General features: G+C 56.8%; 17 protein-coding genes and 1 pseudogene. 7 read left to right on the forward strand and 11 right to left on the reverse strand.

Features of this window, described 5'->3' with window-relative positions; translation table 11 throughout:
- Positions 1-153: 153 nt before the first annotated feature.
- The 3 genes from GOB81_RS00100 to GOB81_RS00110 are packed head-to-tail and all read right to left on the reverse strand — an operon-like array spanning position 154 to position 3,852.
- Positions 154-1,509 carry a helix-turn-helix domain-containing protein gene (locus GOB81_RS00100; protein WP_173568354.1) on the reverse strand — a complete coding sequence of 452 codons (1,356 nt, stop codon included), beginning with the start codon at positions 1,507-1,509 and terminating at the stop codon, positions 154-156.
- Entirely contained in the window at positions 1,510-2,562 is a 1,053-nt protein-coding gene (locus tag GOB81_RS00105; RefSeq protein WP_338421278.1) for an NAD(P)H-dependent flavin oxidoreductase, read from the reverse strand.
- 36 nt (positions 2,563-2,598) lie between these two features.
- A complete protein-coding gene (locus tag GOB81_RS00110; protein WP_173568355.1) occupies positions 2,599-3,852 on the reverse strand; it encodes an aspartate kinase in 1,254 nt (417 codons plus the stop codon).
- 270 nt (positions 3,853-4,122) lie between these two features.
- On the opposite strand from GOB81_RS00110, the gene ubiG reads away from it, so the two are divergent.
- Positions 4,123-4,917, forward strand: coding sequence for a bifunctional 2-polyprenyl-6-hydroxyphenol methylase/3-demethylubiquinol 3-O-methyltransferase UbiG (gene ubiG, locus GOB81_RS00115; RefSeq protein ID WP_173568356.1), 795 nt, complete (start codon positions 4,123-4,125; stop codon positions 4,915-4,917).
- 35 nt (positions 4,918-4,952) lie between these two features.
- On the opposite strand, the gene GOB81_RS00120 is transcribed toward ubiG, so the two are convergent.
- The 4 genes from GOB81_RS00120 to rpsF all read right to left on the reverse strand — a co-directional run bounded on the left by GOB81_RS00120 (position 4,953) and on the right by rpsF (position 8,042).
- Entirely contained in the window at positions 4,953-6,176 is a 1,224-nt protein-coding gene (locus GOB81_RS00120) for an SAM-dependent methyltransferase (protein WP_173568357.1), read from the reverse strand.
- Between the two features lie 532 nt (positions 6,177-6,708).
- On the reverse strand, positions 6,709-7,287 hold the full coding sequence (gene rplI, locus GOB81_RS00125; protein WP_173568358.1) for a 50S ribosomal protein L9: 579 nt from the start codon (positions 7,285-7,287) through the stop codon (positions 6,709-6,711).
- An 11-nt stretch (positions 7,288-7,298) separates the two neighbouring features.
- The gene (gene rpsR / locus GOB81_RS00130; protein WP_010668229.1) at positions 7,299-7,574 is read right to left on the reverse strand and encodes a 30S ribosomal protein S18; all 276 of its coding nucleotides are present in this window, start codon (positions 7,572-7,574) and stop codon (positions 7,299-7,301) included.
- 6 nt (positions 7,575-7,580) lie between these two features.
- A complete protein-coding gene (rpsF, locus tag GOB81_RS00135; RefSeq protein WP_173568359.1) occupies positions 7,581-8,042 on the reverse strand; it encodes a 30S ribosomal protein S6 in 462 nt (153 codons plus the stop codon).
- A 332-nt stretch (positions 8,043-8,374) separates the two neighbouring features.
- Here rpsF and GOB81_RS00140 point away from each other — a divergent pair, with 332 nt between their 5' ends.
- Positions 8,375-9,823 carry a hypothetical protein gene (locus tag GOB81_RS00140; RefSeq protein ID WP_173568360.1) on the forward strand — a complete coding sequence of 483 codons (1,449 nt, stop codon included), beginning with the start codon at positions 8,375-8,377 and terminating at the stop codon, positions 9,821-9,823.
- A gap of 75 nt (positions 9,824-9,898) precedes the next feature.
- On the opposite strand, the gene GOB81_RS00145 is transcribed toward GOB81_RS00140, so the two are convergent.
- The 4 genes and pseudogenes from GOB81_RS00145 to GOB81_RS00160 all read right to left on the reverse strand — a co-directional run bounded on the left by GOB81_RS00145 (position 9,899) and on the right by GOB81_RS00160 (position 15,467).
- The gene (locus GOB81_RS00145; protein ID WP_242009944.1) at positions 9,899-10,471 is read right to left on the reverse strand and encodes a GNAT family N-acetyltransferase; all 573 of its coding nucleotides are present in this window, start codon (positions 10,469-10,471) and stop codon (positions 9,899-9,901) included.
- Positions 10,458-12,443, reverse strand: coding sequence for an RNA polymerase sigma factor RpoD (gene rpoD, locus GOB81_RS00150; RefSeq protein ID WP_173568361.1), 1,986 nt, complete (start codon positions 12,441-12,443; stop codon positions 10,458-10,460). Before rpoD ends, GOB81_RS00145 begins: the two co-directional genes overlap by 14 nt.
- Before the next feature lie 990 nt (positions 12,444-13,433).
- Positions 13,434-14,963, reverse strand: a pseudogene (gene dnaG / locus GOB81_RS00155) (DNA primase); the annotation flags it as partial.
- Between the two features lie 42 nt (positions 14,964-15,005).
- Complete coding sequence (locus GOB81_RS00160) at positions 15,006-15,467, reverse strand: GatB/YqeY domain-containing protein (RefSeq protein ID WP_173568362.1); 462 nt, start codon at positions 15,465-15,467, stop codon at positions 15,006-15,008.
- 393 nt (positions 15,468-15,860) lie between these two features.
- Here GOB81_RS00160 and GOB81_RS00165 point away from each other — a divergent pair, with 393 nt between their 5' ends.
- The 5 genes from GOB81_RS00165 to carB all read left to right on the forward strand — a co-directional run bounded on the left by GOB81_RS00165 (position 15,861) and on the right by carB (position 24,647).
- Positions 15,861-17,237, forward strand: coding sequence for a CDP-glycerol glycerophosphotransferase family protein (locus GOB81_RS00165; RefSeq protein ID WP_173568363.1), 1,377 nt, complete (start codon positions 15,861-15,863; stop codon positions 17,235-17,237).
- Positions 17,238-17,637: 400 nt separating this feature from the next.
- A complete protein-coding gene (locus GOB81_RS00170; protein WP_173568364.1) occupies positions 17,638-18,570 on the forward strand; it encodes a ribokinase in 933 nt (310 codons plus the stop codon).
- Positions 18,571-18,745: 175 nt separating this feature from the next.
- Positions 18,746-20,161: a glutamine-hydrolyzing carbamoyl-phosphate synthase small subunit gene (carA, locus tag GOB81_RS00175; protein WP_173568365.1), complete on the forward strand. Its 1,416-nt coding sequence runs from the start codon at positions 18,746-18,748 to the stop codon at positions 20,159-20,161.
- Positions 20,145-21,377, forward strand: coding sequence for an ATP-binding protein (locus GOB81_RS00180; RefSeq protein WP_242009945.1), 1,233 nt, complete (start codon positions 20,145-20,147; stop codon positions 21,375-21,377). Before carA ends, GOB81_RS00180 begins: the two co-directional genes overlap by 17 nt.
- 15 nt (positions 21,378-21,392) lie before the next feature.
- Positions 21,393-24,647, forward strand: coding sequence for a carbamoyl-phosphate synthase large subunit (gene carB, locus GOB81_RS00185; RefSeq protein ID WP_173568366.1), 3,255 nt, complete (start codon positions 21,393-21,395; stop codon positions 24,645-24,647).
- The last annotated feature ends 35 nt before the right edge of the window (positions 24,648-24,682 follow it).

Genomic DNA, 24,682 nt, shown 5'->3' on the forward strand with positions numbered 1-24,682 from the left:
CTTCTGTCGGGACCAAGGCCGACGCCGGGAAGAGCGTGCCTCGGGGGTGTCCTCATCGCGTATGGGGTCTTCCTGCCAAATTTGTCGGCTGAATGCCATAGCAGAGACGCTCATATCGACCTGCATACCCTGACATTCAGCACTTTCGCAGTCCTACATGTGAGGGCTAGCTGCTGTGCCTCCGATGTTTTTCAGCTGACGTGCGTTGAGATCATCGGCTGAAATCTCTTTCCCCTCTGGCGCCACCGGGTCAGCACGCCTGACTTTTGGTTTGACCATTGGAGGAGGAGGCAGAGGAATCTGTGGCTCTTCATCCGGAGAGCTGACTGATTCTTTTGGCTCCCATATCGATGCCGGCGCAGTTGTCCCGGAGATCTGCGTAGTCAGAGGGGAAATGCTGCCATCACGTATAGCAGCCTCTGTGACGGCGATATTCCGCCTTACTGCACCATTCTTTCCCAGCGGCTCCGTCATGACATCGTCAACCGAAAGCGCCACGCCTCCGGCATTCCCTACTGTCAGTGTAAAAGGTCCGCCCTCCAGCGGGAAAGCCCATGCCTCATCCGGCTCCATGATGTGATCATACACCACCTTTCCATCCGAAGTTTTCACCTGAATCCAGCTCTTTGCAGTCGCTTTGATGGCAGCGGGCTTCGGGATATTCGGACTGGACGACAGTTCCGGCACATTTTGAACGGTTGCGTTGCCAACAGCCGAGGATAGCTCCCCTGCTCCCTGCCCGCTTTGAGTGTCGTTCAGCTGCTGGGGAAATGCACCTGCTGGTGCATCATTGCCAGCAAATGCAGACTCCCCTTGCCCGCTCTGGCCTGAGCGAATGAGGGTTTGTTCCAGTTTATTGGAGGCCTGAGGCGCTATGGCAGACGGAACGGAAGGTGATGAAGGAACGACATCAGGCATGACCGAAGCGATCTGCGGCGATGGCACGGCTTTGTTGCCCATACCGGGCATGACACTCGCAACGGATGGAACCTGCTCAAGCTGCACAGGATCATGGCCGATCGTACGATACCACCCGATGTAAGCGCCCACGATAACCAACAGCCCCACGAACACGAGAGCGCCAGCAGGAACGGTTTTTTCTGGCTGGGGAGTAAGGAACGTCAGCTCTGGTTTTTTGGAGACGCCGCGCACTTCACGCTTGAAACGTTCCACGACTTTTTCTGCGGGGAAACCCAGAGCATCGGCATAGGTGCGCAAAAAACCTAGGGCATAGGCACCGGCTGGAATCGTATCTGCACGGTCATGCTCCAGCGCTTCCAGGTAAGGTTGTCTGATGCACAGCCACGCAGCAACATCCGGCAGCGACCAGCCAAGAGCTTCACGGCGCAGCCGAAGGGCGTGACCCACCCCCAGTGAATGAAAATCGGGGAGCGGCGTTGACCACAGGTCAACGCTTTCGTTTGCCGGATCAGAGAGCCGAATCGTCTCCTCTTCTCCGTCCCGCTTCACTGTGTCTTCCTCGAGTCGATTCGAGGTCTCCACGCTCATTCATTCTCCTCGACGGCCACTTCTGTGCGCCAGAGCGCTGACTGCCTGCGAGACAAGATCGTCAATGATCTCTTTCACGGGCTGGATGCTCTTTACCATGCCTACCGACTGGCCCGCCATGACAGATCCTGTCTCGATATCACCGTCTATCACTGCACGGCGCAACGCCCCTGCCCAGAAATGCTCGATTTCGAGTTGCGCTTCTTCTTTCGTCAGCTCACCAGCCTGAAAACGCCGCAGCGTTTCGGCCTGATGGGCGAGAAAATCCCGACTGCCTTCATTGACCAGCCCGCGCACGGGGATGACGGGAAAGCGTGGATCAAGCTGCACGGATGTGGTCGCGTCGCGGGCTGCAGCTCGAATGAACGCTTGCTTGAAGCGTGCATGTGCGATGCTTTCCTCGCCTGCGGCAAACCGGGTCCCCAACTGGGCACCGGAAGCTCCCTGCTCAAGAAACCCCACGATAGCATCGCCTCGGGCAATACCACCTGCAACGAACACCGGCACTTCAGTGACGTGCGGGAGAATTTCCTGCGCCAGAACGGTCAGCGATACCGGTCCCACATGACCGCCTGCTTCCGCGCCTTCAATGACCAGAGCATCCACACCCATTCGCATCAGGCGTTTTGCCAGTACGAGGGCGGGGGCAAATGCCACGACTTTAGCGCCGCCGTCCTTCGCTGCCCGGATGGCCGCCCCAGGGGGGATTCCGCCTGCCAGAACGATATGCCCGACGCCAGCCCTCAGGCAGACCTGCACCAACTCATCCAGAGCCGGATGCATGGTGATGAGGTTTACACCGAATGGTTTTTTCGTGAGTGCCTGTGTGGCCTCGATTTCCCTGGCGAGCAGATCAGGGCTCATCGCACCGCAGGCGATCACACCGAACCCACCAGCATTCGAAATTGCCGCGACAAGATTACGTTCACTTACCCACGACATGGCGCCGCCAAGAATGGCGTATTCCGTGCCGAGAAACGCGGTTCCCCGGGACCAGAGATGATCGAGTTCCGCCCGGGCGGTCTGCGTGTCGGCGATGGTGGCGGTTGTCACACTAGATTCCCAGTCAATGCGTCAGGGGGCAGCTTATTACGCCGCGTCAAGCCCATAGGCCGAATGAAGAGCGCGGATGGCCAGTTCCGCATATTCCGCCGAGATCAGCACCGAGACTTTGATCTCACTGGTGGAAATGACCTCGATATTGATTCCACGAGCGGACAGTGTACGGAACATTGTACTGGCCACACCGGCATGCGACCGCATACCAACTCCAACAACACTGATTTTAACGACCGCGTCGTCAGTCACGACTTCGCCATACTGAATATCAGGACGCGCCGCCTCAATCACAGCCATGGCGCGGGCAAGATCCGTGCGGCTGGTTGTGAACGTCATATTGGTCATGCCGTCCTCGCCCGTGCTCTGAACGATCATGTCGACATTGATGTTGTTTTCGGACAACGGGCCAAAAATAGCTGCGGCGATGCCAGGACGATCCGGAATGCGGCGCATCGAGATCTTCGCTTCATCCCGTGAGTAAGCGATACCGGTAACGAGTTCCTGTTCCACGATTTCGTCCTCATCAACTACAAGCGAACCAGGCAGGTGGCCATTTTCTGCGGGGGCTTCGTCGGAGAAGCTCGACAGCACCTGCACACGCACACGCTCTTTCATGGCAAGCTCAACGCTACGGGTCTGCAGCACTTTCGCACCGACAGATGCCAGTTCCAGCATCTCTTCGTAGGTGATTTTGCTAAGCTTCCGCGCCTTCGGCACGATTCGCGGATCAGTTGTGTAAATACCATCGACGTCAGTGTAGATATCACACCGGTCTGCTTTCACGGCAGCCGCGAGGGCCACAGCGGAGGTATCAGAGCCACCGCGACCAAGTGTTGTAACACGGCCAGCGGCAGAAACGCCCTGAAACCCCGCGATGACCGGCACCTGACCGGCTTTCATGCAGGAAATCAATGCATCGCCATCAATGGACTCGATCCGCGCCTTCCCGTGCGCATCATCCGTCCGAATTGGCACTTGCCAGCCCTGAAATGACCGGGCGTTCACACCAAGTGCCTGAAGAGCAATAGCCAGAAGACCGCTGGTCACTTCCTCGCCGGTGGCAACCACGGCATCATATTCTTTGGGATCGTAAAGCGGCGACAGACTTTCGCAAAAATCGACAAGCCTGTTTGTCTCGCCGGACATGGCAGACACAACTACGGTGACTTCAAAGCCTGCATTGACCTGTGACTGAACTCGTTTGGCGACTGAGCGAATCCGGTCGAGGTCAGCAACGGACGTGCCGCCAAACTTCATTACGACCCGTGGTGGAGTGCGCTCCATGATGTGACCTGTCTCCCTGCCCCGTCAAAACAAGGGCCTGCCTTTAAGCATGCATGAATTACGGGAAGTCCTGAACCTTCCTGCCGCTCCATGTGCTGTGTTATGCGGTTACCCGGCGAGTGACTCTGTAATCCGACGACGAGGCTAACCGATTGTCACCGGGAACCACGCATCGATATGGCGAGCCATTGCCAAGGCATGCAAGGCGCGTCACATAACCTCGCCCTTGGCTTACGTCCAGCCGCGAACGCAGTTGAAAGGTGTCGTTTCATGCATTTCACTCCAGACAGTGATGGCCCGACAACGGAACCAGAAGGCTTTTGTGCTTCCGGTGATGCAGCTGCGGCATCTGTTTCCCCAGACGAAATTGCCCGTTTTGGCGCTATCGCGCGGGAATGGTGGGATCCCACCGGACCGATGCGGCCACTGCATGCGATGAATCCGCTGAGGATTGGCTGGATCGACCGACATTTGCCATTACGCAGCAAAAAACAGTCCCCTCTGACTGTGCTCGATCTAGGCTGTGGCGCCGGTCTTGCCAGTGAAGCCCTCGCCAAAGCTGGTCATGACGTGCTCGGGATGGATGCATCCGCTGAAGGGATTAATGCTGCAAGACGGCACATTGAAGACAATCCTCTGCCAACCGGTTCAGGCTCTCTCGCCTATCGAGTGGGGAGCGCCGAAGCTCTGGTAAGCGAAGGCGTAACATTCGATGCTGTAGTAGCATTAGAGATTATCGAACACGTCACCGATCCAGCAGCATTTATGATTATGCTCGCCCAATTGGTGAAACCTCGTGGGCATATTTTCGTTTCCACCATGAACCGCACGCCCCGCGCCTTTGCATTTGCAAAGGTCGGTGCGGAATACATCATGCGCCTCTTACCGATCGGAACGCATGAATGGCGGAAATTTGTCACTCCCTCTGAACTTGGAAGTTATGGCCGTCATGCTGGCCTTCGGCTCGACGATATAGCAGGTATGACGCCTGCCCTGCTCGGAAAAAGCTGGAAAGAAAGCCGCGATCTGGGAGTAAACTATATTGCCGCTTTCTCCCGAGAATGATCCAGCTTCCTTTTCAGGTATATTATCCATTACTCTCAGGAAGCGGAAATTTTACGTTCCGCCTCGAACATGTAATCCCGAACAAGGGGAATAGCATTGATATCCCGCGTCAGTTGCAACTGAAAATTCATGTGTCCCTGCACTTCGAAAGACAGCTCTGCCCCCGCGAGATAAAACTCGAACATCCGACAGAAACGCTCGTCATAAAGCGCTTTGGCCTTCTCTCGCTGGACTGCAAAACGTTCGCGCCATATTGCGATAGTTTTTGCATAATGCAGTCTCAGTATTTCGCAGTCGGTCACCCATAAGCCCGTTTTCTCAATGGCTGCGAAGGTCTCGCTCAGGCTAGGAGAATAACCTCCCGGAAATATGTATTTGTCGATCCAGGGGTTTGTTGTGCCCGGAGCATCATTACGTCCGATGGAATGCAGCAGTGCGACGCCATCATCTTTGAGGCAGTCCCGTAGCTTGGCAAAAAACGTTTCATAATGGCCTATACCAACGTGCTCGAACATGCCGACAGATACGATACGGTCATAACGGGTCAGAACATTACGGTAATCAAGCAGTTCGAAACGCACCTGCCCCGATAGACCTGCGCTTTCTGCCCTTTGGCGCGAGATCCGCAGTTGCTCCTCGGAAAGGGTAATTCCCGTAACTGTCGCCCCATAGTCTCTGGCGAGGGTAAGAGCCATACCTCCCCATCCGCACCCTATATCGAGCACTGACAAACCTGGTCGATCAAGCCGGAGTTTCGAAGCAATATGATGCTTTTTGGCTTCCTGCGCTTCATCCAGAGTTTCATTCCCTTTTGGGAAATAAGCACAGGAATACTGACGATCCCGATCGAGAAAAAGATCATAAAGCCTGCTATCCAAGTCATAATGATGCGCGACATTTTTTCTCGCTCGTGCTTCCGGATTGAACTGAATCCAGCCCCTTCGGACATGTCGCGTGGCAGCAGCAAGAGCCTCACCTAAGTGACCAGCCGGCTCCATGGCATTGAGCATGAGCAGGCGCAGCAAATCATAAAGGGAACATTCTTGAGGCTGGACTGTTCCATCCATATACGCCTCCCCGAACCCAAGTCCGGGATTAAGGAGCAGACGCCGTTCTGCATCCGTCGAACGAAACCGCATAGCGGCGTGAGGACCGGGGCGATGACCACGGTAATGCGCCGTAGAACCATCGGTAAAAGTCACGTCCAGAGAACCTGCAGCGATGAAGCGGCTCAGGATAGTATTGAGCAACAGTTTCATTCGGCATGTCTCCAGATAGATTCGCATTGAAAGTGAATAGGATTTTGACGGTCTATCTTATGGAGGTCTAGGTCTGCCTTAACAAATCTGCGCAGAATGCGATGAGAACACTACACTCAACCATCAGTATCAGCAGAATACAAAGCAAGATCGTCGCTGATATAGAAAGACAAATTACCCTATATCCCTTTTATCATTACGCCTAAAATTAGCCTCTCTGGTCAGATCAGACAGTGAAAACTGCTCATCCAGATTCATCTACAGGTCATAACACATAAAAAATTTTCAAATTAAATTCATAAACCGCACGAATATTCTTATAAACATTGAATGCTATGTATAATAATTCTTTTCTATAATAAACATCAAATAATACCTCACTTTTTATTTTGACGGATATTGCAACCAAGCCCCCACATTCGCGATGACCGCTTCCTATGCATGGTCACTTTACTCTCTACCCACAAAATGAGAAACCCGTATGGCGAACCATACGGGTTTCTCTGAAAAATCTGACAAAAAGAAAATTACTTCAGACGGAAGCAGATTCCTCATCGGCAGAAGCTTCAGTTGGTTCTTCCTCTGCGAGTTCCAGAACTGGAGTCTCGTCTTCTTCAGAACCGATCACTTCACCCCGAGCCTGACGTTCGGCTTCCTCGACCGTACGAGCGACATTCACACGAACCAGAATTGTGACTTCCGGGTGCAAAGCAACACGAACATCGTAAAGACCAAGCGTCTTGATGGGATGCGGCAGATTGACCTGATCTCGCGTAATGCTCAGACCAGCTTCGGTCGTCGCCTGCGCGATATCACGCGTGGAAACGGAGCCATAAAGATTGCCTCCATCGCCAGCCTGACGGATCAGGACAACAGACAGACCTTCCATACGCTCAGAAAGACGCTCAGCCTCTTCGCGACGCTTGATATTCTGAGCTTCGAGCTGAACGCGTTCACGCTCGAAGCGGTCACGGTTTGCAGCGTTGGCACGGATCGCCTTGCCCTGTGGCAGGAGGAAGTTACGGGCATAACCCGGCTTCACCTTCACAAGATCGCCCATCTGGCCGAGATGCTCGACGCGCTGGAGCAGGATAACTTCAGTTGCAGCCATGATTTCCTCCCTCAGCCCACAACATAGGGCAGCAGGGCGAGGAAGCGGGCGCGCTTGATGGCCTGAGCCAACTCACGCTGCTTCTTCGCGGACACGGCCGTGATGCGGCTTGGGACGATCTTGCCACGCTCCGAAAGGAAGCGGCTCAGCAGACGGACGTCCTTGTAGTCGATCTTCGGCGCGTTCGGCCCGGAAAATGGGCAAGCCTTGCGACGACGGTAGAACGGGCGGCGCGCACCAACGGCAACGCGACGGGCACCCGGATTGATTTCGTTGCTCTCGGACATTCGACCTTACTCCGCTGCGGGTTCAGGGTTCTCGTCACGAGCGCGATACTCTTCGCGATCGTCATAAGAACGACGTGAGGAACGACCGCTTTCGAAGCGACCAGACGGCTTCGGACCACGGAAGCCGCGCTCTCCACGGTCATCGCCCTTGCGGGACAGAACCGGAGACGGATTCTCGTCGATTTCCTCAACGCGCAACGTGAGAACACGCAGGATGTCTTCGTTCAGGCTGAGCTGACGCTCAACTTCACGCAGCGTCTCCGGCTTCGCTTCAAGGCCGAGGAGCATGTAGTGGCCCTTACGGTTCTTCTTGATGCGGTAAGCGAGTGAACGCAGACCCCAGTATTCCTGCTTCTTGATGGAGCCGCCATCAGCCTCAAGGAGACCCTTGATCACTTCGGCAACAGCTTCAACCTGCTGCTGGTTGATATCATTACGTGCGATAAGCACGGTTTCGTACAAAGGCATGCAATCCCTCCGGATTGTTTCAACCCGAACATTGCGGACCCTTCCGGCAATGCTGCGCGGCCTGTTGAGCCTAAAACGCGTCAGGTATAGCCGGACACGATGCCACGTGCCCAGCAGGGAAGAGGGTGATCAACCACAACTGATAGCCAAAAGCAAGTTTTTCGGTCCAGAATAACTTGAGACAGAGCTTCACTCTGATACTCACCAAAAAAGCACTCAACCGATGATTATCCGCTTTGACGTATAAGCATTAGCAATTAGGACCAATAAAAATTGCATTGCGCTGCTGGCCTCTTACAGTAGGCAACTTGTTATCGTTCGGAATATTTTTGATGCCGCAGACAGCCCCTCCCAGCACTCCCTCTTACCTCCTAACGTATTGGGGGGAGATCTTGGATTATGACTGGGACAAGGAAGAAATTAGATCACGCCCCTTTGACGGCACCCCGCCCCATGCCCGCGTCACGATATCTCCGACAGGAAAGGCGTGCTTCGAGGTCCGTTCGCAAAATGACAATGACACCTGGCTTGCGGCCGAACCTTTTCCAGATGGAAAAATACATACTTCTTCCCACAAACGGTTCCCCAACACTATTCAAAGCATTCCGGACCATCGCCATCCTGAAATATCCTTTTTTCGAGTTAATGGTTTGTATCTAACCACCAATGAGGAAGGTGAAACGCAATTCCGCGAAACCAGAGGCATTACGTGGGAAAGCTATTTTCTGCTTAATGAAATACGTTTCGCACAGCTTTGTTTCATACTTGGAAGCCATTGGTATTCTCCCGGGCAAGACCGTCTCATTTCATCGAAAGAAATCGTGCTTGAAAAAGACATGTCTATTAAATTAGGAAAAATAAACACCAAAATACCCGAAATACTTGAATTTTTAGGAAACAACACTTCATCAAAAGAGATAAGATTTTCCCATGATCAGTGGCAGCAGGATTGTATTATACTATATAGACCGCTTATTTACTACTGCTCCTTTGGAAAGGAAGACGGCTTCAAGTGTTTGGCAATCTCCATCGAATCTCTACGACACTATGGAAAATATGATGGAGATATCGCAGTCTTAACCGAGCGATCATCACCGCAAATAGCTGAAGAATATCGTAACATCACAGAAGAATCGACACTAATTCCATACCTTCCACTTGATTCTATCGACTACATGTCAGCTCGCTTCGATATATCTTCATTTAATTATTTTGATAATTTTCAGCCTATACTATACCTTGATACAGATGTAATTATACAAAACAATATTAACTCCATCCTTATTGATGCCATCCGTGAAAAGCAGAAAATTTTTCATGTTACAAAAGAATCTTCAGAACCGATGGAAGCGCCCTATTATGGAAGGGAACTTTTCCAGGAAGATGAAACCGTCAAAACCTTTCCATCTTTCGGGTTTACAACGGGCATCCTCATGTTTCGAGATAAAAAATCAGCCGAACCAGCGCTCAAGCAGATAAGAGATGTTATTATTCTTCAAGGTGAAACATTTGGCGCAAGAAGTCATCATATGCGTTGCTTTGATCAACCCGCTGCGAATTACGTTTTACATAAACTTGAGCAACCAGATCCTGAAATTTTGACTCTGAACGTGTGTAATTTCGACATGAAGCAGCGCCATGTCAGTGACAATGATTTGGTGGAATACGCTATCAGCATTGCTGCATTCCCTATCCTGCATTTTGCTGGCGGGGTCGGCGCTTATGAGTGGAAGCTTGAGGCTATGGTGCGTTATCACAATGCACTAAAAAGCCGTAACTAAACTCCCAATAGTGTCTCTACTCACGCGTAAATATAATACCACGACAAAAATTAATTCCGCAGCATTCAATCCAATTTAGACTAAATGCTGCGGAATTGGGATATTCAAACGAAGAGGAATATCCCAATCTTCCCGAATGACGCCGACAATCCGAAACCCAATACTCAGATAACTTGTCAGTGCACGCGCATGATCGGCCGTGCATGTATTGACGGTTACCCGCCGCGGATTACCGGACCATGCCAACTTAACCACCTGAGCGAGAAATATTTTCCCTATCCCTCGACCGATAGCTTCCGGGACAAGGCCGAAATAAGCCAGATTGACTGTTTTATGAGGTTGAAGTTCAAATTCAAAAAAACCCCGTATTTCATCTTTATCTTTAAGGAGAAAGACTGAACGCCGGGGCTCGCGAAGGATCCGTTCCAATTCGAGATCGGATTTTACCTGACGCATCCACCAACAATGATTACGTCCTACCCATTCGTGCAGCTTGCGATACAGAGCGACTGAAGGTGTCTTCAATAGTTCAATATGCCAGCCGGGTAGAAAATCGGGAGCCTGCAATTTCGGGGGGTGGAGCATCTCAAGAAATGTGACGTCCACCACGACCCGACTGACCGGCTCCATTGCCTCAATTGTCGTCAAGGAAGGAGCGAAGCTTCCGGCTGCGGCTGGGGTGCTTCAATTTACGAAGCGCCTTAGCCTCGATCTGCCGGATGCGTTCACGTGTGACATTGAACTGCTGTCCAACTTCTTCCAGCGTATGATCGGTATTCATACCGATACCGAAACGCATACGGAGGACCCGCTCTTCACGTGGGGTGAGGGATGCGAGAACACGCGTGGTTGCCTCTCGCAGATTGGTCTGGATGGCAGCATCAAGCGGAATAACAGCCGTCTTGTCTTCAATGAAGTCGCCGAGATGGCTGTCTTCCTCGTCACCAATCGGGGTTTCGAGAGAAATCGGCTCTTTGGCGATCTTGAGAACCTTGCGGACCTTCTCAAGCGGCATGCCGAGCTTCTCGGCAAGTTCCTCTGGAGCGGGTTCACGGCCGATCTCGTGCAGCATTTGGCGTGAAGTGCGGACCAGTTTGTTGATCGTCTCGATCATATGGACCGGGATACGGATCGTGCGGGCCTGATCCGCGATGGAACGCGTGATGGCCTGTCGAATCCACCAAGTGGCGTATGTCGAGAACTTGTAACCGCGGCGGTATTCGAACTTGTCCACGGCCTTCATCAGGCCGATATTTCCTTCCTGAATCAGGTCAAGGAACTGCAAGCCGCGATTGGTGTATTTCTTGGCTATGGAAATCACGAGGCGCAGGTTGGCCTCGATCATTTCCTTTTTGGCACGGGCGGAATCACGCTCGCCACGAGCGACGGTAGCATAGACGCGACGGAACTCGCCGACGGAAAGGCCGGTGTCCTGCGCCAGTTCTGCCACCTGCGACCGCAGATCGACCATCATCTCGGTATGTTTGGCGACGAGATTTTTCCAGCTTTTCCCGGGCAGGGCGCTGACCATATCCATCCAGCCGGGATCGATTTCATTGCCGCGATATTTCAGCAGGAAGTCGTCACGGGAAACCTTGCAACTCTCGGCCAGACGCAGCATGCGGCCTTCGAGCATGTTGAGGTTCTGGAACAGCTCCTTGAGCTGCATGACCAGCTCCTCGATGCGGTTATTGTGCAGGTGAACCTGCTCGACCTTGGCGACCAGTTCCGAGCGAAGCTGCTGGTAGGAATCCTCGGATTTGTCGGAGGTTTCGCCACCCGTGACAAGCGCTTCGAGACGCTTGTCCTGCATCTTCTGAAGCTTCTCGTAGAGCGGTTCGATCTCGTCGAACTGGATGAGGATATCGGGCTTCAGCTTCTCTTCGAGGGCGGAAAGGGACAGGCCGCTTCCCTCCCCTTCGGCGTTGTCCGTGTCTTCGACGTCTTCCGCCTCGTCGGTTTCCTCTTCGCCTTCCTCGCCTTCTGCGGTGACACCTTCTGCGGGAACGCCTTCGGGACCGTTCTGGTCGGCCTGCATGGCCTCGAGATCGACGATGTCGCGCAGGAGCATGTCGCCGACCTTGAGTCGCTCATGCCAGGAGATGATGGCGCGGAAGGTCAGCGGGCTTTCGCAGAGGCCGCCGATCATCTCGTCGCGGCCGGCCTCGATGCGTTTGGCGATGGCGATTTCGCCTTCGCGGGAGAGGAGTTCGACCGACCCCATCTCACGCAGATACATGCGGACCGGATCATCGGTACGACCGAGGTTTTCGCTGACGTTGCCGGTCGGGCTTTCGGCTCCCGCTTCGGCTTCCTCTTCTTCCTCTTCGTCCTCGCTCTTGGCGGGCTTTTCTTCGGTCGTCTCGGCTTCGTCGTTATCTTCGTTCTCGACGACCTGGATGCCCATCTCGGAGAGGATGGCCATCACGTCTTCGATCTGTTCGGACGACATCTGGTCCTGGGGCAGGACGGTATTCAGCTCATCGAACGTGATGTAGCCGCGCTCGCGCCCCTTGGCGATCAGTCGTTTGACGGCGCCGGAGCGGGTATCGAGGATCGAGTTGTCCCCGTCCTGTTCACCAGAAGTGGTGGTCGTCCCGGCTGCAGTCTTGGTCGCCATACCTGGATAGTCTCCCCCTGTCCGCTTCCTAAGGCCCGGAATGCGGAACAGTTCAATGCATGGATAAAGAATAAGGCAGCGTGGAGGTGGTCGATCATACCCCGGAAGTCAAGAGGTGCGCCGGAGTTGTCTAGAAAAAAGTTGCGACTTTGTCACATTCTGGAGGCAAAATTACACAGTCCCGTCTTCCATTCGCCGCAGCGCGGTCAGTGCGTCGATTCGGGACTTAAGCCTGTCCCATTCGTTCGGGTCCATCCCGTTGCGTATCCAGAGGTCGCTGTCGCGGGCGACGTCGGCCTCGAATTCGGCTCGGTTGAGTTTTGCATAAAAATGCCACCATTGCATCTCCGGCGGTTCATCCGGGGCGGCGGGGTCGATGGGGCGGTTGGCAGCCGGGGCGCAGGCCGTGCGGATGATGAGGGCTGCGTGTGCGGCGAGGCTCTGTCCGCTGAAAGTTTGACCATTGAAGCTCTGACCGCGGGCGCTAGGGCCGCCGGTGGTGTTCTGGCTGGCCGGGTTCTGACCTGTATCGCTCTGACCGGGGTCACTGTGGGCCGAGATGCTTTGGCCGGTGATGTTGTGGCGGGCGCTGGTGCTGCTTTGGCCCGGGACACTTTGGTCGGTGATGTGGTGGGCGGGGTGACTCTGGCTGGGGGTGCTTTGGCTCGGGACACTCTGGCCGGTGATGCGGTGGCCGGGGTGACTCTGGTTGGGGGTGCCTTGACCCGGGACACTCTGGGCAGCAACGCCTTGGATGGGGGGATGCTGGCTGGAGGCGCCTTGACCCGGGACACTCTGGGCGGCGACGCCTTGGTGGATGGGGGGATGCTGGCTGGTGATGCCTTGGGCGGGGACGCTCTGGCCGGTGATCGCTTGGGTGGGGACGTTCTGGTTGGGGATAGGTTGGCCGCTGATGCTTTGGGTGGCGAGGACCTGCATGAGGCGGATGTGCATGTCCTCGGAGTTGAAGCGGCCTTCGCGGTCGAGGTCCTCGCTGGTGAAGTCGATGATGGCGGCGCGGAGGGCGGCGAGGTCTTCGGGGAGCTGGAGGCGGCACCATGCGTCGCCGATGCGCTCGGCCAGCCAGGGGAAGCGGAGGACGAGGTCGGTGAGTTTTTCGAGGCTGGCGCGGTCGCCATTGAAGGGGGTGGTGTCGCGTCCGCCGAGGCTGACGTTGGTTGTGGGAGGTGCTGGCCCCCTGCCCTTGCCTTTGCCGCCGGAGAAGGGTGTGCGGTTGCCTCTATAGGTTCGGAAGAACTGGTCGAGGAGAGTTGAGCGGTATTCCGAGGCGAGGGTTTTGTCCTCGATCTTCGTGGCGGCCTGTGTGAGGCGGCTGCGCAGGGCTGCACGCTGTTCCGGCGTAGGTTGTGGGGGTGTGCCTTCGGCGAGGAGGTCGAAGAGCATCTCGGCCAGCGGGCGGGCCTGAGCGAAGAGGGTGGCGACGGCCTCTCGTCCGCGATGCTGGAGGAGGCTGTCGGGGTCCTCGCCTTCGGGGAGGAGGCAGATGCGGAGGCCGCGGTCGGCGGAGATGAGGGGCAGTGCGGTTTCGGCGGCGCGGATGGCGGCGCGGCGGCCGGCGGGGTCACCGTCGAAGCAGAGGATGGGCGACGGGGTAGCCTGCCAGAGGATTTCGAGCTGCTCGGGGGTCATGGCCGTGCCGAGGGGGGCGACGGCGCCGGGGAAGCCTGCCTGATGGAGGGCGATGACGTCCATGTAGCCTTCGACGACCAGGGCATCCACGGGGGGCGCATCTTTCGGGCGTGCAGCGCGGAGGGCGGGTCGGGCGCGGTCGAAGCCGAACAGGAGGCGGCGCTTGGAGTAGAGCGCGGTTTCGGGGCCGTTGAGGTATTTGGGCTGGCCGTCGCCGAGGATACGGCCGCCGAAGGAGACGAGGTCGCCCCGGCGGTCGCGGATGGGGAAGGTCACGCGGTTCCAGAACAGTTCGCCTTTGGGGCGGCCGTCCTCGTCGAGGCGCATGAGTCCGGCTTCGGCCATGGCCTCGGGGGGGATGCCCTGTGGCTTGAGGGCATCGACGAGGGCGTTGCGGCGGTCGCTGGCCCAGCCGAGTCCGAAGGCTGTGATGGTGTCGTCGGTGAGGCCGCGTCGGCGGAGGTAATCCAGTCCGGCGCGTCCGGCGGGCTGGCGCAGGTCGTGGGTGTAGATGCGCTGGGCGGCTTCGAGCACGTCGCCGAGGGTTTTCTGGCGGGCGGCTTCCTCGCGGGCTTTCGGGCTGGGTTTGGGAACGACGAGTCCGGCTTCGGCGGCGAGGGTTTCGACGGCTTCGGGGAAGGCTTTGCCTTCGATCTGCATGACGAAGGAGATGGCGTCGCCGTGCGCGCCGCATCCGAAACAGTGGAAATGGTCGTCATAGACGTAGAAGGACGGGGTTTTCTCGCCGTGGAAGGGGCAGCACCCCTTCCAGTTGCGTCCTGAGCGCGCGAGCTTGACGCGGCGACCGATCAGCGGCGCGAGCGGGGTTCTCGCGCGGAGTTCGTCAAGGAAGGCGGCGTCAAGGCTCATGCGTCATGATTTAGGCGTTGGGGGGCGTTTTGGCGACCCGTTTCAGGCGCTGAGGGCGGCCTTGACGAGACCGTTGGCGCGGCCCAGGTCGAGGGAGGCGCCGAATTTGGATTTCAGGGCGCCCATGACCTTGCCCATGTCCTTCATGGTGGTGGCGCCGCTGTCCGCGATAGCGGTTTTGACGGCGGCTTCGAGGGCGGCTTCGTCCATTTCCGGCGGCAGGAATTCGCGGATGATGGCGATTTCGGCCTCTTCCTTGGCGGCGAGTTCCTCGCGTCCGCCTTCGCGGTACATTTTCACGGACTCCTGACGGGATTTGACCATGCCGCGGAGGGCGGAGGTGATGTCATCATCGTTGAGGGCGTCCTTGCCCTGTCCGCGCGCGGCGATGTCCGCGTCTTTTACTTTGGCGCCGATCATGCGGAGGGTGGTGACGCGCTCTTTCTCGCCGGCCTTCATGGCGGTCTTGGTGTCTTCGGTGAGGCGGGTGCGGATGTTGGTCATGGGGGACTTCTCCAGCGGATATGATCAGTGTGGAGGGGGTGTCTCGCGGATTGGTGGGGGTGGTCAAGGTTGAGGGTCGGCTGCATCTGCCTCGAAGTGGCGGGATATCCGAATGTGACGCTTCTTTCAGAGCGAGTGACGCAGGAGAACATTCGGGGGGATGCGACGTTAGATGCGCAGTTGATGGCTATGGAATATATAGAGAATTACGCTCAATGTATGCGTATTGCAGGTTTTCCGTCCATCATTCCGTAACAGGCTGAGTTACTCGTTTACGATTCGTATCTTTCGTCTATACGATGTCTTTAGATTTTAATGATAATAAATAATGCTCACATATCTTGTGTATTAATTAAAAATAACGCCCATCCCTAACAGAAAGGCTAAACTACAGTGGATTCCGAACAGCAATTACTAGGCCTATGCCAAGCAACTGCAAATGCTCTTATGAGTTTATCTCGGGATCAGGAAAATATAAAAAGCCTTCTTACCAACATGTCCCAGATAATGATTGAGACCTGCAGACAGGCCCATGAGGCGCGAGAAGTATCCGAGGCATTTTTCTCGTCGCAGAAAATTCCGGACAAGACAAAAATCCGCTGCGTTTTTATGGTTAGTTCCATCGCTGCCTGGGACGCATTATTTGATTTATATAAAGACATGCTCGATCATAACAGTTTCGATCCTGTTGTTGTGTCGATAAATTATCGCACTGGTCAAGATCAGTATTATGATGGAGAGCAGGCAGTCAGCGATGGATTGAAAGAACTCAATATTCCGCATCTTCGCTTTGACATGGAAGATTCTTTTTTCGCCCTTAAAATTCTACGTTCCATTGCTCCCGATGTCATATTTCGCCAGACACAATGGGATATCCTCTATCCGCCGGCCTTTACCTCCCAATACCTGAGCTTCGCCAAACTGTGTGTCGTGCCGTATGGGATAAGTATTCTGGAGAAATATGACAAAAATTCCCCTCAGGAAGATGCCCACGCAATATCCTGCGATACGCCCTATCATAGAGGGGCGTGGCGAATTTTCTGTGAAAATGAATATACACTTCACAAAATCCAAGATTTTCAGCACTCCCTACCCGAAAAGCTTGTCCTGACGGGTTATCCTAAATTTCAGGCCCTTCTCGACTCCCCTCCTGAATGGCCTGAATTCAAACGGCCCCTTACGAATGAGCGGCCATTTCGCATTATCTGGGCCCCCCATCATTCCGCTGGAGACACATGGCTTAATTTTGGGGTTTTCCACAAAATACACCATCAGTTCCTGAATTGGGCAAAAAACGCTCAGGATATTGATTTCGTGCTTAAGCCTCACCCTGAACTTTTTAAAAGTGTCGTCATCCGGGGCATCATGACGCAGGAGGCCGTAGATGCCTTTCTGACGGAATGGAACAATCTCCCGAATTGTGCCCTTGAAACCAAGAGATATGGGGGGCTTTTTGCCGCATCGGATATCATGATTACTGACGGCATCTCATTTGTTGTGGAATATCCCATCTTCAATAAACCGCTGATTTTCTTTGATTCAGGCGCACATTCCCCTTTTAATCATGTTGGAAAAACTGCTCTTGCATGCGCTGAAACCGTTCATGACTTTGAGACGATGAAAAAAATCGCGTCCAGTTACAAGGATAAGACGGTTACAGACACACACAAGGACGCTCTGGCCGATCTTTTGAAAATCCTATTTCCTGTCAATGAAAAACCATCGAAGATTATTCTTGAAAACATCAAAGAAAGCATTCTTGGCAAATAGCTTATTTCGCCGTGAAGAATAGGTTGTTCCTGTTATAGTTGGCGACCTGACCCGGACGGAATCAATCTAGAGGGCGTTATATGCCCTCTCGACATATCCTCCGGGTCCGACCGCTCTTTTTCATGATGTGCCTCGTCCATTTGTAACGGGAAAGACGATTTCATCATGTATCGAGGCACTTCGGCATCATCAGGCCGTCGTGATACGGGGGGGGGGGATGTTGAGGTAAGAACAACCAATCCCGCATGAGGCAACGCCAGAGACCAGAACAGCATCTGTCTCTGCTTGCCCATCCCCCTCTCCCATTCACTAACCACCCCATAAACAAGGTGAATTCGTCTTCGATTTGATGGATAACGATCTGTATTAACTCTCCATCGAACCAGAACGAAAGCCTCTCATGCCCCTCCCCCTCATCCTTTCCTTCGGCAGTGTGAATATCGACGTGACGGCGCGGGGGAAACGGCTGCCTGCGCCGGGGGAGACGGTTCATGCGGAGAGCTATGCGATCGGGCTGGGTGGCAAGGGGGCAAACCAGGCGGCTGCGGCGGGGCGACTGGGGGCTGGGTGTGGGGTGAGGTCGGCTCTGGTGGGGCGGATTGGTGCGGATGCGTTTGGGGTGCAGGCGCGGGAGGCGTTGCGGTCGTTTGGTGTTGATCTTGCGGGTTTGCGGGAGGATCCGGGGGCTGCGACGGGACTGGCGCTGATTGGGATTGATGCGGCGGCGGAGAACTGCATCACGGTGGTTGGTGGGGCGAACCTGCGGGTTGATGGGGGCGACGTTCGCGGGTCGGAGGCTTTGTTTGGCGAGGCTTCGGTGTTGCTGTTGCAGTTGGAGGTTCCGGTTGAGGCGGTGCTGGCGGCGGCGCGACGGGGCCGTGAAGCGGGGGCTCGGGTGGTTCTTGATCCGGCACCGGCGCCCTCTTCTCCCCTGCCGGATGAGTTGTGGCCGCTGGTGGATGTTGTGACGCCGAACGAGACGGAGACGGCGGCGTTGTGCGGGGTTTTGCCGACGACGCGCGAGGAGGCGGCCAGGGCGGCGGGGCTGCTGATGGCGCGTGGGGTTGGGGCGGCTGTGGTGAAGATGGGGTCGCGGGGCGTCTGGTGGCAGTCATCGGAGGGGAGCGGGTTTGTGTCGCCTTTTCCGGTGACGGCTGTGGATACGGTAGCGGCGGGGGATTGCTTCAACGCGGGGCTGGCGGTGGCTCTGGCGCTCGGGGCGTCGCTGGGTGAGGCTGTTCGGGTTGCGGCGGCGACCGGGGCTTTGGCGGTGACGAAGCGTGGGGCGGCGGATGCGGCGCCGGAGTGGGGTGCGGTTCAGGCGTTACTGTGACGCTGCTGTTTTCCTGTGTGGTGGGGAGTGTTGCGGCTGGTGTTCTGTGGGCGCGGCTTGTGGTGTACGGAAAGGGGAGAAAAATTCCCACTTTCGACTCTCTTTTCGGGTGGGAATTTTCTTCCCAGACGTTTCGATCGCTGATAATGATTGCCTTGCAGGGGGAAGGAAGCCAATGCCTCTATCTGTTGAGACCATCATTGAGCGGGTCGGTGGCCCGGAGAAGATTGCGGCCCTGACGGGTGTCGGCACCGAGGCGGTGCGGAAATGGCGTCAGGCGCGGGCGATTCCGCCGAAGCACTGGCCTGTTGTTGCGCGAGCCGCGGGTGTATCGCTTGATGAGTTACAGCCGGGGGGCTTCTCCCCTTTCCTTTCAGATTCCCAGAACCGGAACCAGCCCATGTCCGAACAGCGCGCCAGCACAGTCACTGACGTTCCGGAGGGGGCGACGGCTGCCCTTGTTCTTGCGGATGGGACGGTGGTGTGGGGCATCGGGTTTGGTGCTGTGCCGACGGGCGATGCTATTGGCGAGATCTGCTTTTCGACGGGCATGACGGGGTATCAGGAGACTCTGACGGACCCGTCTTTTGCGGGGCAGATCATCACGTTCACCTTTCCGCACATCGGCAATGTCGGCACGAATTCCGAGGATGACGAGGCTCTGCGGGTTGCGGCGCGTGGTCTTGTGGTGAAGCAGGATCTGACGGAGCCTGCGAACTGGCGTGCGACGGAGAGTCTGGATGCGTGGCTGAAGGAGCGGAATGTTCCGGGCATTTGTGGTGTGGACACGCGGGCACTGACGCTGCGCATTCGGGATGGCGGTCCGCAGACGGCGGTTCTGGTTGCGGTGAAGGATGGCGCAGTCGATCTGGATGCGGCGAAGGCGAAGGCTGTTTCGTGGCCGGGTCTGGAGGGCATGGATCTGGCGAAGACGGTGACGTGTGCGGCGCCGTATACGTGGTCTGGCGGCATCTGGGAGTGGCCTTCGGGGACGAAGGGTCTTTCGGAGAAGCGTCGGCGGGTTGTGGCGGTTGATTATGGTGCCAAGCGGAACATTCTGCGGTGTCTGACGTCGGCGGGCTGTGATGTGACGGTGGTTCCGGCGACGACGTCTGCCGAGGAGATTCTGGCGCTGAAGCCGGAGGGTGTTTTCCTGTCCAACGGTCCGGGCGATCCGGCGGCGACGGCGGTTTATGCGGTTCCGGCGATCCGTGGGGTTCTGGATGCGGGGGTTCCTGTATTTGGCATCTGTCTGGGTCATCAGCTTCTGGCGCGGGCTTTGGGGGCACAGACCTACAAGCTGGTTCAGGGGCATCGCGGGGCGAATCAGCCGGTGAAGGATCTGGACACGGGCAAGGTGGAGATCACCAGTCAGAATCATGGTTTTGCGGTTGATGAGAAGACGCTGCCGAACGATGTGAAGGTCACGCATGTGAGTTTGTTCGACAAGTCGAACGAGGGCATTGCCTCGACGACGTTGCCGGCGTTTTCGGTGCAGTATCATCCGGAGGCGAGTCCGGGTCCGTCGGACAGTTTCTATCTGTTCGAGCGGTTTGTGGCTCTGATTGATTCGCATGGGAAGGCTGCCTGAGCCTTATCTGATGGATCCGGTTCGCAATCCTTATGTCCCGGGCGCGGGAGCGTCTCCGCCGGAGCTTGCCGGTCGTGAGGATCTGTTCACGCAGGCCGGGATTGTTTTGCAGCGGGCGCTTGGCGGGAAGAGTGCGCGTGGGTTCATTGCGACCGGGCTTCGGGGGGTTGGCAAGACGGTTGTTCTGGCGCGTGTCGAGCAGCTTGCGCAGAGTGCGGGTTATCTGACGTGTTTTGTCGAGGCGCAGGAGGAGAAGCCGCTTGGGGCGACTCTTGCGCCGTATCTGCGTCGGATGATGCTGGAGCTGGACCGGCTTGGCGCGGTGACGGAGCAGGTGAAGCGCGGTCTTCGGGTTCTGAAGAGTTTTGCGGCTGGTTTGCGGATTCATTCGGATTTCGGGTTCAGCATTGCGCTGGATGTGGAGCCGGAGCGCGGGACGGCGGACACGGGCGATCTGGCGATGGATCTGCCGGACATGATTTCGGCGCTGGGTCATGCGGCGCAGTCCCGGCATACGGGTGTTGCGCTGTTCATTGACGAGATTCAGAACCTGCCGGAAGCGGATCTTGCGGCGCTGATCATGGCGATGCACCGTGTGATGCGCGAGGGGTTGCCTGTTGTTCTGATGGGGGCCGGCCTGCCGCATCTGGTGTCGATGATCGGGCGGGCGAAATCCTATGCGGAGCGTCTGTTCGAGTTTCCGGTTCTGGGGCCGCTTGCGCCTGCGGAGTGCGAGGATGCGCTTCGGACGCCTGCGGAGCGGGCGGGTGTGGATTTCACGCCGGAGGCTGTTGCGGAGGTGGTGCGGATCACGCGGGGCTATCCGTATTTCCTTCAGGAGTGGGCTTATCATGCGTGGAACGTTGCGCATGGGGACCGCATTCTGGCGGGGGACATTCAGGTGGCGACGGAGGTTTCGCTGACGTCTCTGGATGGGGGTTTTTTCCGCATGCGCTATGCGCGGCTGACGCCGCGTGAGCGCGAGTATTGTCAGGCGATGGCCGAGCTTGGGGCGGGTTCGCACCGTTCCGCGGAGGTTGCCGGGCGGATGGGTGTTCGCACGCAGGTGGTGGCGCCTGTTCGTGCGACCCTGGTTCGCAAGGGGATGATTTACAGTCCGCGCCGTGGCGAGACGGCCTTCACTGTTCCCCTGTTTGAAAACTATCTTCACCGCATTCGGACCATGGGCGCTGACCTGGCCGACACAGACGACTGACCAAAAGGACTGATCATGCCCAAACGGACAGATATTCGCTCTATCCTGATTATCGGTGCCGGTCCGATTGTTATCGGTCAGGCCTGTGAGTTTGACTATTCCGGCGCGCAGGCGTGCAAGGCGCTGCGTGAGGAAGGCTATCGGGTCATTCTGCTGAACTCGAACCCGGCGACGATCATGACCGATCCGGGTCTGGCGGATGCGACTTATATCGAGCCGATCACGCCGGAATTTGTCGAGCGGATCATTCTCAAGGAAAAGCCGGACGCGATTTTGCCGACGATGGGCGGCCAGACGGCGCTGAACGCGGCGATGGCGCTGGATGCGTCGGGCTTTCTTGTGAAGCACAATGTTGAGCTGATCGGTGCGAAGGCGGATGTGATCGACCGCGCCGAGGACCGGCTGAAGTTCCGTGAGGCGATGGATGCGATCGGGATCGAGAGTCCGAAGAGCTTCATTGCGCACACTCTGGATGAGGCGCGTGCGGCGCTGAAGAATGTCGGGCTTCCGGCGATCATTCGTCCGTCCTTCACGATGGGCGGTGCGGGTGGCGGCATTGCCTACAACAAGGAAGAGTTCGACCAGATCGTCACGGGCGGTCTTGATGCGTCGCCGACGACGGAAGTGCTGGTTGAAGAGTCTGTTCTGGGCTGGAAAGAGTTCGAGATGGAGGTTGTTCGCGACACGGCGGACAACTGCATCATCGTGTGTTCCATTGAGAACATCGACCCGATGGGTGTGCATACGGGTGACTCGATCACGGTCGCTCCGGCGCTGACGCTGACGGACAAGGAGTATCAGCGGATGCGCGATGCTTCGATTGCGTGTCTGCGGGCGATTGGTGTTGAGACGGGCGGGTCGAACGTGCAGTTCGGCATCAATCCGGTGGATGGCCGCATGGTGGTCATCGAGATGAATCCGCGTGTGTCGCGGTCATCGGCTCTGGCGTCTAAGGCGACGGGTTTCCCGATTGCGAAGATCGCGGCGAAGCTGGCGGTCGGGTACACGCTGGACGAGCTGACGAACGACATCACGGGTTCGACGCCTGCGTCGTTCGAGCCGACGATTGATTATGTCGTCGTGAAGATTCCGCGTTTCACGTTCGAGAAGTTCCCCGGCACCCCTGCCCTGCTGTCCACGTCGATGAAGTCGGTTGGCGAGGCGATGGCGATTGGGCGGTCGTTCGCGGAGGCGCTCCAGAAGGGGCTGCGTTCGATGGAGACGGGTCTTGCGGGTCTTGATCCGGTTGAGGCTCCGGGTGATGGCGGTGTGGATGCGTTCCGTGCCGAGCTGTCGCAGCCGCGTCCTGAGCGCATTCTGATGGCGGCTCAGGCTTTGCGGGCTGGTTTCTCGGTGGACGAGATTGCGGCGGCGTGCAAGTTCGAGCCGTGGTTCCTGCGTGAGCTTGAGAAAATCGTTCATGTGGAAAAGGAAATTCTCGACCGTGGGTTGCCGGAGGATGCGCAGGGGCTGCGTCGTCTGAAGGCGATGGGGTTCTCGGATGTGCAGCTTGCGCGTCTGTCGGGGACGCAGGCGGCTGAGGTGATGGCGCTGCGTGAATCGGTGGGTGTGAAGCCGGTTTACAAGCGGATTGACACCTGTGCGGGCGAGTTCGCTTCGGCGACGCCGTATATGTATTCGACGTATGAGAACCGTTTCGGGCAGCCTGTGTGTGAGTCCGATCCGACGTCGCGGAAGAAGGTTGTCATTCTGGGTGGTGGTCCGAACCGGATCGGTCAGGGCATTGAGTTCGACTATTGCTGTGTTCATGCGGCCTATGCGCTGCGCGAGGCCGGTCTTGAGACGATCATGGTCAACTGCAATCCGGAGACGGTTTCGACGGACTATGACACGTCTGACCGTCTGTATTTCGAGCCTTTGACGGGTGAGGATGTGGTTGCGCTGATCCGTCGGGAGCAGGAGCAGGGCGAGGTTCTGGGCTGCATTGTTCAGTATGGCGGTCAGACGCCTCTGAAGCTGTCGCGGGCGCTTGAGGCGGCTGGCATTCCGCTGCTTGGCACGCCTGCGGATGCGATTGACCGGGCGGAGGATCGCGAGCGTTTTCAGGCTCTGCTGCGCAAGCTGGGTCTGCGTCAGCCGGACAATGGCATTGCGCGGTCTCCGGCTGAGGCTGAGGAGATTGCGGAGAAGATCGGTTATCCGGTTGTGGTGCGTCCGTCCTATGTTCTGGGCGGTCGTGCGATGGAGATCGTCTATGACCGGGCCAGCCTTCAGCGTTACATGAAGGTCGCGTTGCAGCTTGCCGGTCCGGAGGTTGCGAACGGTCCTGTTCTGATCGATCATTATCTGAACGATGCCATTGAGGCGGATGTGGACTGCATTGCCGATGGCGAGGATGTTTATGTTGCCGGTGTGATGGAGCACATTGAGGAAGCGGGCATTCACTCGGGTGACAGTGCCTGTGCGTTGCCGCCCTACACGCTCTCTCCTGCGGTTGTGACGGAGCTGAAGGCGCAGACCGAGGCGATGGCGCGTGAGCTGGGCATCGTGGGTCTGATGAATGTTCAGTATGCCATCAAGGGTCAGGATGTTTTCGTTCTGGAGGTGAATCCGCGTGCGTCGCGCACGGTGCCCTTCGTGGCGAAGGCGACGGGTGTTCCGGTGGCGAAGATCGGGGCCCGGGTGATGGCGGGTGCGAAGCTCTCCGACTTCACGCTGGATGACCGTGCGGTTGTGCCGCATGTTGCGGTGAAGGAGGCGGTGTTCCCGTTCCATCGTTTCCAGGGTGTGGACACGATCCTTGGTCCGGAGATGCGTTCGACGGGCGAGGTGATGGGTCTGGACACGTCGTTCGAGCGTGCTTTTGCGAAGTCGCAGCTTGCGGCGGGTGTGAAGCTGCCGCTTTCGGGTGCGGTGTTCCTGTCGGTTCGCGAGGGTGACAAGGCGCATCTGCCGCGTCTGGGGCGGATGCTGGCGGACATGGGCTTCACCATTCTGGGCACGCGCGGCACGGCGAAGTGTCTGAGCGATGCGGGCATTGCGGTGAAGATTGTGAACAAGGTTCTGGAGGGTCGTCCGCATTGTGTGGATGCGATCCGGTCGGGCGAGGTTCAGATGGTCATCAACACGGTGCAGGGTGGACAGTCGGTCAAGGACAGTTATGACATCCGGCGTTCGGCGCTGACGATGGGCATTCCGAACTTCACGACGATGGCCGGAGCACGGGCTGCGATCCATGCGATTGCGGCGATGCGCGAGGGTCCGCTTGAAGTCGCGCCGCTTCAGTCCTACTTTAACGCCTCGTTCTGAATGGTATGGGGGTTGCCTTTACGGTTTTCCCCTCG

Origin of the sequence: Acetobacter conturbans, assembly GCF_011516755.1 — a bacterium.
In the GTDB taxonomy this organism is placed as follows: Bacteria; Pseudomonadota; Alphaproteobacteria; order Acetobacterales; family Acetobacteraceae; genus Acetobacter; species Acetobacter conturbans.